The organism is Autumnicola aciditolerans, from assembly GCF_041679265.1.
GTDB lineage: Bacteria > Bacteroidota > Bacteroidia > Flavobacteriales > Flavobacteriaceae > Autumnicola.
In genome coordinates, this window is sequence record NZ_JBGFSM010000002.1 from 357,744 (window position 1) to 368,239 (window position 10,496).

At 37.6% G+C, this 10,496-nt stretch carries 10 protein-coding genes; 8 read left to right on the forward strand and 2 right to left on the reverse strand.

Features of this window, described 5'->3' with window-relative positions; genetic code table 11:
* Nucleotides 1–76 precede the first annotated feature (76 nt).
* A complete protein-coding gene (locus tag AB8M93_RS03275; RefSeq protein WP_373056201.1) occupies nucleotides 77–1,330 on the forward strand; it encodes a cation:proton antiporter in 1,254 nt (417 codons plus the stop codon).
* A 73-nt stretch (nucleotides 1,331–1,403) separates the two neighbouring features.
* A complete protein-coding gene (locus tag AB8M93_RS03280) occupies nucleotides 1,404–2,018 on the forward strand; it encodes an NAD(P)H-dependent oxidoreductase (RefSeq protein WP_373056202.1) in 615 nt (204 codons plus the stop codon).
* A 230-nt stretch (nucleotides 2,019–2,248) separates the two neighbouring features.
* Here AB8M93_RS03280 and AB8M93_RS03285 read toward each other — a convergent pair whose 3' ends face one another.
* Complete coding sequence (locus AB8M93_RS03285) at nucleotides 2,249–3,709, reverse strand: glycosyltransferase family 2 protein (RefSeq protein WP_373056203.1); 1,461 nt, start codon at nucleotides 3,707–3,709, stop codon at nucleotides 2,249–2,251.
* A gap of 345 nt (nucleotides 3,710–4,054) precedes the next feature.
* Here AB8M93_RS03285 and AB8M93_RS03290 point away from each other — a divergent pair, with 345 nt between their 5' ends.
* The 6 genes from AB8M93_RS03290 to AB8M93_RS03315 all read left to right on the forward strand — a co-directional run bounded on the left by AB8M93_RS03290 (nucleotide 4,055) and on the right by AB8M93_RS03315 (nucleotide 10,127).
* Nucleotides 4,055–4,732, forward strand: coding sequence for a response regulator transcription factor (locus AB8M93_RS03290; protein ID WP_373056204.1), 678 nt, complete (start codon nucleotides 4,055–4,057; stop codon nucleotides 4,730–4,732).
* A gap of 269 nt (nucleotides 4,733–5,001) precedes the next feature.
* A complete protein-coding gene (locus AB8M93_RS03295) occupies nucleotides 5,002–5,286 on the forward strand; it encodes a DUF7149 domain-containing protein (protein WP_373056205.1) in 285 nt (94 codons plus the stop codon).
* A 155-nt stretch (nucleotides 5,287–5,441) separates the two neighbouring features.
* Nucleotides 5,442–7,286: a hypothetical protein gene (locus AB8M93_RS03300; RefSeq protein WP_373056206.1), complete on the forward strand. Its 1,845-nt coding sequence runs from the start codon at nucleotides 5,442–5,444 to the stop codon at nucleotides 7,284–7,286.
* Nucleotides 7,287–7,445: 159 nt separating this feature from the next.
* Nucleotides 7,446–8,420, forward strand: coding sequence for a hypothetical protein (locus AB8M93_RS03305; RefSeq protein WP_373056207.1), 975 nt, complete (start codon nucleotides 7,446–7,448; stop codon nucleotides 8,418–8,420).
* A 105-nt stretch (nucleotides 8,421–8,525) separates the two neighbouring features.
* Nucleotides 8,526–9,515 (forward strand): serine hydrolase domain-containing protein, encoded by a 990-nt coding sequence (locus AB8M93_RS03310; protein ID WP_373056208.1) that lies wholly within the window; start codon nucleotides 8,526–8,528, stop codon nucleotides 9,513–9,515.
* Between the two features lie 78 nt (nucleotides 9,516–9,593).
* Entirely contained in the window at nucleotides 9,594–10,127 is a 534-nt protein-coding gene (locus AB8M93_RS03315) for a hypothetical protein (RefSeq protein WP_373056209.1), read from the forward strand.
* Between the two features lie 20 nt (nucleotides 10,128–10,147).
* On the opposite strand, the gene AB8M93_RS03320 is transcribed toward AB8M93_RS03315, so the two are convergent.
* Nucleotides 10,148–10,496, reverse strand: a 349-nt coding sequence (locus AB8M93_RS03320; RefSeq protein WP_373056210.1) for a transposase, incomplete at its 5' end; no start/stop codon positions are given.

Genomic DNA, 10,496 nt, shown 5'->3' on the forward strand with positions numbered 1-10,496 from the left:
TTTAGGGAAAATAGGGCAGGACTAATAATTCCCTTCTGCTTCTAAAATTTTTTTATCTTCTGAAAAAATTGCGCTCATGGATTATTTCTTAATTATTACCATCCTGGTAAGTCTTGCGGCTGTATTTGGTTACATAAACGTGAGATTCCTTAAACTGCCAAACACGATTGGGCTTATGCTCATTACTATAGTCTTTAGCCTGGGCGTGATTGGCCTTGCCGCCTTTGATGATACTTTGCTGAATATAGAAAAGAAGATTATCACCAATATAGATTTTGAAGAAATCTTACTGGAGGTTATGCTTAGCTTTTTATTATTTGCCGGCGCCCTGCACACCAATTTTGAGCAGCTTAAAATTCAGCGTTGGCCGGTGTTGGTTTTCGCCACTTTGGGCGTCCTGGTTTCCACATTTTTAGTAGGTAGCATGATGTTTTATGTACTTCAGCTTATTGGCTTAGAGGTAGATTATATTTATTGCCTGCTTTTTGGCGCCCTCATCTCTCCTACAGATCCCATTGCTGTTTTGGGTATCTTAAAACAAGCCGGAGCCGCCAAAAACCTGGAAGCTAAAATTGTGGGGGAGTCCCTGTTTAACGATGGCGTGGGGGTAGTGGTTTTTCTTACCATTTTCCAGATTGCGGGTTCTGCGGAAAAAACTGTGGATCCGCTTTCCATCCTGGAACTTTTTTCTATAGAAGTCCTGGGAGGGATTATGCTGGGGCTGGTCCTGGGATATCTAACCTATTTGCTGATGAAGTCTATAGACGATTATGATATTGAAGTAATTATTACGCTTGCCGCAGTGATGCTGGGAACGGTACTGGCACACCGCTTCCATCTTTCGGCACCGCTGGCGATGGTTACCGCGGGATTATTAGTGGGGAATGATACGGTGCGCGCCACCACCATGTCTGAAATCACCGAAAGTTACGTAGATAAATTCTGGGAACTGCTGGATATTCTGCTCAATACTATTCTGTTTGTGCTTATAGGAATGGAGATGCTGGTTTTAAGCTTTAGGGGAGAATATATCCTGGCCGGGATTATAGCGATCCCTTTGGTGCTTTTCTGCCGGTATATTTCCCTGCTGCTGCCCATCACTTTTTTTAAAAAGAAGCTCGCGTTCGCACCAAAAACCAACCTGATTATGACCTGGGGCGGATTGCGGGGAGGTATTTCCATTGCGCTGGCTCTTGGGCTGCAAGCAGAGATGCACCGGGAGCTGTTTCTGGTAATTACTTATGTAATTGTGGTTTTCTCTATCCTGGTGCAGGGGCTTAGCATTGGGAAACTGGTAGAAAAATATTCTGTGGGAAAATCTGGTGCCTGAGAATTTAGGTTTTTCTTATAAAATATTAGTGCCTTTTATTTTATCTTGAAGACAAACCTAAAAAAATACATTTATGAAAGAGGTTAAATTAGCAGTAATTTACTACAGTTCCACCGGGACCAACCACCAAATGGCCAAATGGGCTGAAGAAGCCGGAAAACAAATGGGCGCCAAAGAAGTAAGGTTTCGCCGTATTAAGGAAACCGCGCCTCAGGAGGCCATTAATGCCAATGAGGACTGGAAGAAACATCATGAAGCAACCAAAGAGGTGACTACAGCTTCCCTGGACGACCTGGAATGGGCAGATGCCATTATTTTTAGCGCACCCACCCGCTACGGAGGGCTTCCTTCCCAGGTACAGGCGTTTTTTGATACCACCGGGGGACTATGGTTCCAGGGGAAACTGGCCAACAAAGTGGTGAGTGGGATGACCAGTGCCCAGAATCCGCACGGGGGGCAGGAAACCACGCTAACCGCTCTCTACAAAACCATGTTTCACTGGGGGGCAATTCCGGCAGCACCCGGCTATACAGACGAAGTAATGTTTGGAGCAGGAGGGAACCCTTATGGAGTAAGTTCTAAAGCGGGAGTAGATAACCTGGATGAAAACATCAAAAAAGCGGTGGCCCACCAGGTGAAAAGAACTTTACAACTTGCCGGTTGGATTAAAAAAGGAATACAGGAATAGTCGGTTTTTATAATCAGGTAAGCCGGAGTGGTAATACTGCTTCGGCTTTTTTTGTTTCCGTGGAAAAATTTTAAGCTGAAAAGAATAGGAGTGAGTAGCGTATTTCAGAGATTTTCAAAAATTTTCTACTCAGCAGGGCAAGCCTGAAAAAGAAAAAGTTACTGATTAAGGTTTCAGTAACTTTTTCCAGACTTTCCAGTAGTTAAAACCGGAAATTTTTAAAAAACTCTTTATTTTTTCTCCGGAAGGCCTCGTGTTAACCAACCTCTCCTGTTGGCGGTAGCCATGGCATAGGGAGCTATCCAGAACAATCCAAAAGTGTAAAAAATACTATAGGAATAGGCCCAAAAAGCTTCCGGGATATTATACTTTCTGGCATAGAATAATGCCGGTAAAGTTGAAAAGATCAGGATGCTCAGCAAAGTGGAACTAATAAAAAGTACAGGATGCAGCAGCAACAGAACAATCATAATAAGAAACAAGGGATACGTGGTAAGCATTTGCACCCATTGGTTCAGCAATAAAATTCGTGGGCCGGATTGCGACCCGTTCCTGAAGTTCTTAAAGGCAAATTTAGACATCATCAGGTTCTCCCTTACATTGCTTCGTTCCCAGCGGGTGAACATTTTATGCAGGCTGCTGAATTTCTCCGGGATATTAGTCAGAACAAAGGCATTACGCTGGAACAGGACATGGTAGCCCTGTTTCAGGATCATATTGGTCATGGCACGGTCTTCTCCAATATCGGTAGGCTGGCCCATAAAAGTCTGGTTAATCCAGTCTGGCAGGCAGTTCATTACCGCTTTCCCACGGTAAGCTGCCAAGGCCCCGGGAGTACAAAGTACCGATCCCAGCACGCTTTGGGCAGAACGTATAAATTCAAAACTGAATACAAAACTCACATTCAGCATTCGCGGAATAATCGCTTTTTGATTATTTAAAACCCGAACATTTCCTGCTACTGCACCACATTTTTCATTGGTTACAAAAGGAGAAACAAGATTTTTAAGGGTATCTTTTTCTACAATGGAGTCACTGTCTACCGTAACAAACACTTCCCCTGTGGCCAGGTTAAAGCCACGGTACAATGCATGCCTTTTTCCTTTGTTTTCCGGCTGCTGATAAATGGAAACCCTTGCGCCAAGCTCCTTTTTCGCTTTTTGCATCCACTCCCAGGTATCGTCTTTACTTCCATCATCAATAGCAATTAATTGCAGTTTCTCTGCAGGATAATCACTTTTAACCAGGCTAAGCAAAGTAGAATAAACCAGTTTTCCCTCATTATAAGCGGGAACAATAACCGTACAGGAAGGCAATTCTTCCATACTAACCGCATTTACGGGTTTATAACGGAAAAATAACCTGGCGATATAAGCCAGAAAGCCCAGCCTGAAAAGTAACAGGAAACTGGTGAGAATTAGTAAAAGCATTCCTCCTAAAGTATCCATCCTGCTCAGGTTCATTTCCTGGAATTCCGGCTGCAACAGGTAAACCGAAAAAGCTCCTGCCGCTAAAAGTAAAAAGGTGCCGGCAAGCGTAAAAAGGTGCCTTTTGGTAAAATTTGCCTTGCTGTAATTATTGGAAGCCTGCTCCTCTTCAGAGGAACTGGTTGCGGTTTTTGGGGCACCGGTATTTAATTTATGTTTTTTACCCGGGGCTGAGGTGGGTAATTTTAGATCTTGGGTTATCATATCTTATTTTCTTTTTCCTTATTTTTTATTCATCTGCTTCTTTAATTCCATATTAAAGTCAGCATTTCAACATATTTTCCGGTACTTAAAAGTCAATTCCCATACCGTTTCTTAAAGGCACTGGAAATGAGCACATTTTCACAGGGTATGTGGAGTAAAAGCTGGGATAGCTGAAGAAATCTGTGGAAATAATACCCATATTTGCGTCTCCTGGAAATTGTGCGGGAAATGCTAAAGGTTTAGGTATAGATTCAAATAATTCCCTATCTTCAGTCTAACCAATACCACCATATCTATGGGCACATAATAAATTATAATTGAACAGCGATATTTACCAGTGTAGGCATGGATACCCCTTCAGGAAATAAGGAGCTTCAAAAGAAGATAAAGGATTTTGCTCTACAGGCAGAACTTTTGCCTTCTGTTGCTATTGTACAGCAGATTGAGCCTTTTGTTTCCTTGTATATGACCTCAAGAGGCCTGGAAGAATTGGGCATAAGCCAGGAGGAGCTTCAGGAAATAGGCTCCGGGTATTTAGAACGTTTTTTTAACCTGGAAGACAGTGAGGATTATCTGAATAAATTAAAGGAACTGCTCAAAACCAATGATCCCCAGGAAACCTTTACCTTTTTTCAGCAGGTTAAATTTAAGGAGCGGAAAGACTGGGTGTGGCATATAGGTGCTACCAGGATCTTCTTTTGGGATGAAGCGGGAAAGCCTTCTCACCTGCTTACCATTGCCATTCCCATAGATAAAATGAAACATATTCCCAACAAAGCGGAGAGGCTTTTGGCAGAGAAAAATTTCTTTCATCATAACCTTACCAAATTCCTTAGCCTGGGAAAAAGGGAAAAGGAGGTTTTACAATGGGTGGCTTCCGGCTACAGTTCGCCGCAAATCGCAGAAAAATTGTTTATTTCAGTTCAAACCGTAAATACGCACCGTAAGATCATCAAGCAAAAACTGGGAATATCCTCAAATTACGAATTTACGCTCTATGCTTATGCGTATGATTTAATTTGAATTGAGCTCTAATGGGAGCTGTCCCATGCCCTAAGGCCTGTGCTAAAACTGCTAATAATGTAAAAAGCTTGTTTTGTTTTCAACAATAGGGCTTTCTTATTGTTGAAAGGTTTTTTATGGGCAAAGCCGGAGTTTTGAATCTTCTTCCTATATTGTTAAAAAATTAACGAGCTTAGAAAAGAGATAAATTCGGAAGGAATTATCTTATTGTTTAGAACAACCGGTATCCCTACACACTGCTGTTCTTATCTCATAATCCCCCATTCTGCATGCAGACGGAACATACGATAAACTCAGGGCACCTTCATATTCTCAAGCCAAGGAAGGCACTTAATAAAGCTTTTTTAAAGGTAAAACCTAACCGGTCCCGGATTGAAAAATTTAAGGAAAATCTTATCGAACTGCTGGACAGGACCAACGATACCGAGTCTGAAGAATTCCACAAGAACCTGGTCACCGATTTTTTGAAGAAGACCTGGTATGAGCCTGCTCATTTTATTAATACCAAAGGTCTCTTTCCATTTAGGAGCAGTAATATAACTGACTGTTTATGAGCTTTATATTGACGGAGGAGATGATTGGGATTGTGGAAGGTATTTTAGGGTGGAATACTGTTTTATACCGCAAAAAAATAAGACTATATACTACTTGACGGAATATATAACGACTGAACAATAAGCGACCTTAAGCAAAAAAAACAACTATAATAATGAAATTAGAGAAAATTTTAGACAGACTTAATTCTATTGATAAGAACTATTTCATAAAGGTGATTGATAATATTATATCACAAAATCCAAAGAACATTAAGGAGATCGATAAAATATTAAGTTCAGCGGATAAAGGCTTAAAATCTGTTGATAATCAAAATATAGTAAAAGTCTTTTCTCTAATTGAAGATGAATTTTTCGAATACTTAAAGTGTGAATTTCAAGATACTTCCTCACAACTTGATATTCTTATTGATATTTTAATCCGTGACGGTAATTGTATCATGAAACAAGATTGGTTTTCAAGATTATATGAAGCGGAAATAAAAAGTATAAAAGCGAAAATCAAAAAGACAAATGAAGAATTTCAAAACGAAAAATCTGAAATTTCAGAAGAAAGAAAAAGAGATTATAGAATATATAAAGCATGTTTAGAAACGGCCTACAAAAATGATTTAGAAAATAATAGAGATGCCAAAATCACATCCGATGAATTATCGATAATATTAACCTTATCAAATGAACTAGAACTTTCCCAAGAAGAGATTAAGCTTATCAATTATTCAATTCTTCCAATCAAAAAATCAGATGTGATGGAAGTAATCAATAATCTTAAAAATATTGGTGTCATATTTTATTCCAAAAAAGAGAATACAATTTTCGTTGCAGATGAGATGGTTCGCTTACTAAGAAAATTGAGAAAAAAGGAAGTTGCAGATAAGTTTTTAAGAAGAACTTTAAGATTATTACGAGAGCCGATTATTAATCAAATTGCTAGAAAACATAATATCGACAGAAGTCTAAGCTATTTGGATAAAATCGAAGAAATCATTGTTGAGGGTGTTTCTTTCAGAGGGTTATTAATTCATGATATTTATAGAAAGGATTCGAATCTTACAGAAAAGAAGAGAACACTTAATGAGTTATGCGATAAGAAACTTAATATTGAGAATTTAAGAGGAAGTACTTTGGATGATAAAATTGAAAGTTTAATTACATATTTTGAAAATGTAGAAAAAGACGAAAACATTCATATTTCGCTTGACGGTTTTGAAAAAATGCTAACCGAATTAAATGAATCACTTCCAAAATTAAATAGGGAAATAAGAAATCAATTTGAAATCCAAGACGAATTTGTTCTTAATGCAGATTTACTTTTAGATTATAATATTAAACCAAGAGACATTTTAGATCTAATTGCCAAAGAAGATTTCAAAAAATTCATTCTAGATAATGGAATTAAACAACGAGGTGATGATATTTTGAATACACTGGAACATTATAAAGATGCAGAAAATCTTTATTTAGAAAATTATGAGAAGGTTGCTTATAGAGATCTAAATACTTTGAAAGAAAATGGTATCTCCGTAAAAGAAAGTGAACTAGGTGTCAAATTTGAGGAATTGACTAGGAAAATTTTTGTAGAGCTAGGTTTCAACGTTGATGAAGAATTAAGGCGAAAATTAAATACTAAAAAAGATCTTATTGATATCCTTCTTCATTTAGAAAATGGAGATGTAATTATTGTAGAATGCAAAACAAGTAAGGAACGAGGATATAACAAATTTAGTACAGTATCAAGACAATTAAAATCTTATAAAAGCGTCACAGAAAAGAATGATATTAGAGTTGCTAAAATATTATTGATAGCTCCTGAATTTAGTGATGATTTCATAACTGATTGCGAAATGAATATGGAACTTAATCTTTCACTATTAACAGCTTCTGCTCTATCGAAGATTTTTGATGCATTTAAAACTTCAAAATATAAAGAATTTCCGCATGTTTTATTTAGAGATGTAGTTATAAATGAAGATAGAATTATAAAAGCATTAAGTAAGTAGCCAAGTAGCCAATGACCAAGTCTGTTATAGTAAATAGCGGGTTTTATCAGAAAAGTATAATTTCAGAAATCAGGAAAGAAAATAACTGCCGACAGACCCGCGTCCTTATTCCAAAGATTTTGCGAAGCGCAAAGCGTTGGCAAACAACAAAAAAGTCAGATGAAAAATAAATTATTATTTCTTATTCTTACAGTTATCGCCATTAGCTGTAGTAAGGATGAGTTGTATTCATACACCAATGAAGAGCTAGCTAATGATGAATTTTACCCTTATCTGGAAATGTTTAGGAAGGAAGCGAAGAAAAGAGGATATAACTTCGATAATTATAATATTGATTTTTATTTAGCTGATATTGATAAAAATGACGCAGTGGGGCTTAGCTATGGAGACAGTAGAATAGTAATAGATAGAGACGTCTGGAATGGAAGAAATCCTGAATTTAAAGAATTTCTTATTTTTCACGAGTTAGGCCACTCAGCTTTAAACCGAAAACATAAGAATGATAAAACTGATGCAGGAGAATGTTTAAGCATTATGGAAGGTAGTGATGATGGTAATTATCAATTTACCTGCTCTTCTAATATATATTCTTCCTTGTGGAGAGAATACTATTTAGATGAATTGTTTAATAGCAATACTTCTTTACCAAATTGGTACTTAGATTCTCAAGATTACGACATAGAAGATCTTAATAAAGATATAATCAATTCCAGAAGTGATGTCGCATTTCATATAGATTCTATTGATTTAGATACGATATCCAATTTTGTTCTTGAGATTAAGTTTAACACAACAAATAGTAGTACTAATACTATTGCAGATTTTATGTCATTAATTTCATTGAATGGATACACATTTAATGCTTCACAATATGCCGATAATAAAAGGATCACAATATTTCGTGTAATGCCTGAAACTACTCAGCATATTTATGAAAATGGTGAATATGACTTTAATGAAAATGTAAAAATAACAATCAAAAAGAATCAAAACTTATTAAGTTTTTTTATTGATGAGCAATTTCTCCACGCCATGGACATTGATGCTTTTCAAGATACTGACATAATAACTTCTGTGGATTCTGAAACAAATAGAGAAATAGTAATGGATATTGAAATATTTCAATACGACTAAGAAATGTTTGCCAACAAGGATGATTTCTCAATGAAAATTTTATTCAGCTTAATAGGCTTATTAATAACCAGTTCTTTTACGTTTGGGCAATCCAGGGCGGAAAAAATGGATTCCGTCAGTAAAGGAATTCATAATAAACATCCGGAAGTTGCAATCAGTATTGGGTTCATCGATAACGGAAAGGAATATTTTTTCAACTACGGGAAAATCAGCAGGAAAAGCAATTCAGCGGTAAACAAAAATACCATTTATGAAATAGGGTCTGTAACTAAGGTATTTACGGCTAATTTAATTGCCCAGGCACAATTGGAAGAAAAATTAAATGTTGATGATTTTATAGATAGTTATTTGCCAGAGGAATACCAATTACCGGAAAGGATCCAAAACAAAATCAAAATTTCAGATTTAGCTTCTCATCAGTCAGGTTTGCCCGATTTCGATTTTAAAGAATTAATGCAGCTTAGGCCTAAGCAACCCTTAGATATCAATAAAGAAACACTTCATTCTATCATAAATGACAGCACCGTATTAGCAGATTATGGCAATTATCGATATTCAAACATTAGTTACACTTTGCTGGGGATAATATTAGAGAAGGTGTACAGTAAAGATTTTGAGAAAATTCTAAAGGAAAAAATACTCGTTCCTGCCAAAATGGGAAATACTCTTACAACGAATTTCGATACAGAAAATAAAGTTACCGGGTATGATATCAACGGGGTGCAACAGGAATTTTTTAACTGGAACCCATTAACTGCACCTGCAGGCCTGGTAAAGTCCAATACAGGCGATATGTCAAAATTCTTGAAAATACTTCTGGCTGATCAAAGCCCAATTTCACAGGCAACCGTAATAACCGAAAAAACCTTTTACAAAAATACCCAAAGAGAAGTAGCTCTTGGACAGGAAATAGAACGCAACGGCGAGGATACATTCTTTTATAAGACAGGCGATACCTTTTCAGGTTCTTCAATTCTTGCCTATGATAAGAAAAATGAGTGGGGGATCATTATTTTAATAAATCAACATAATTCTGACTTGATAAGAGATATAATCAACACCAATTATGAAGAAGTTTTAGAATATAATCTTTAGCGAATATGGGTAATAGCAAATCTCCTAATCGATTAAATCCAAGGCAATACATTGGCTAAAAAATTCTTCTTGTTGTGTATGCTGTTTTTGGCATGGCATGCCGGGGCGCAAACCATATTAACGCATAACACCTGTGGCCCGGTGGTGAAAACCACCAATCATTCCTGTGAGTCATCCTATATTTACTGGGGCAGGGATTTTCGCCTGGAAGATTTTGGGATCACCGGCGATGAAGAGCTGGTTATAGAAACCGGGGAAGTGGGGCTAAGTTATACCAGCTGGGGGGCTACCATCCAGTTTAATATCTATAAGATCGATGATAATTTTCCCGCTTCTTTTGCAGCATCAGATCTGCTTGGCAGTAGCCAGGAAGTACAGGTATGGGTGCATGAGACCAATCCGCCGGAAATAATTCGTATAGATTTTGATAATCCCGTGGTAATCCCTGCAGATGTTGAACATATCCTGGTGGAGGTGAAAAAAGGAGTTGTTCCCAATGCAAGCGGAATCGCACATATAGCAGGTACCCTCGTAGATAGCGGCACTTCCTGGTACCGGGGTTGCATTGCCGGCGAAAATTATGTGGATGCTGAAGAAACTACGGGAGTGTAATTTAAACTCTGTCCTTTTCTTCACTCCTTCGGGGGTACCCCCGAAGGAGTGATTGCCAAATCGAGCCTAATACGGTCTTCAAATCTAATATATAATTGCTGGATTGTCAAACTCCAATTATGAAGTGGGGTTGTCCATTTCTTTTGGATGTTCTGAGTAGCCAGGTAAACTAATTTGAGCAGTGCCATATCATTAGTGAAGGCGCCTTTGGTCTTGGTTACCTTACGGACTTGCCGGTGGAAACCTTCCACGGCATTGGTGGTATAAATAAGTTTTCTGATGGGCTGGGTATATTTAAAGTACTGTGATAGGTGCTCCCAGTTGTTCTGCCAACTTTCAATAACCACGGGGTATTTCTTGCCCCATTTC

Bases quoted from the DNA above. Each gene is read 5' to 3' on its own strand.
- AB8M93_RS03290 (WP_373056204.1), top strand. From the start codon at position 4,055: ATGGATACCCCTTCAGGAAATAAGGAGCTTCAAAAGAAGATAAAGGAT.
- AB8M93_RS03305 (WP_373056207.1), top strand. From the start codon at position 7,446: ATGAAAAATAAATTATTATTTCTTATTCTTACAGTTATCGCCATTAGC.
- AB8M93_RS03300 (WP_373056206.1), top strand. From the start codon at position 5,442: ATGAAATTAGAGAAAATTTTAGACAGACTTAATTCTATTGATAAGAAC.
- AB8M93_RS03295 (WP_373056205.1), top strand. From the start codon at position 5,002: ATGCAGACGGAACATACGATAAACTCAGGGCACCTTCATATTCTCAAG.
- AB8M93_RS03310 (WP_373056208.1), top strand. From the start codon at position 8,526: ATGGATTCCGTCAGTAAAGGAATTCATAATAAACATCCGGAAGTTGCA.
- AB8M93_RS03275 (WP_373056201.1), top strand. From the start codon at position 77: ATGGATTATTTCTTAATTATTACCATCCTGGTAAGTCTTGCGGCTGTA.
- AB8M93_RS03280 (WP_373056202.1), top strand. From the start codon at position 1,404: ATGAAAGAGGTTAAATTAGCAGTAATTTACTACAGTTCCACCGGGACC.
- AB8M93_RS03315 (WP_373056209.1), top strand. From the start codon at position 9,594: ATGCTGTTTTTGGCATGGCATGCCGGGGCGCAAACCATATTAACGCAT.
- AB8M93_RS03285 (WP_373056203.1), bottom strand. From the start codon at position 3,709: ATGATAACCCAAGATCTAAAATTACCCACCTCAGCCCCGGGTAAAAAA.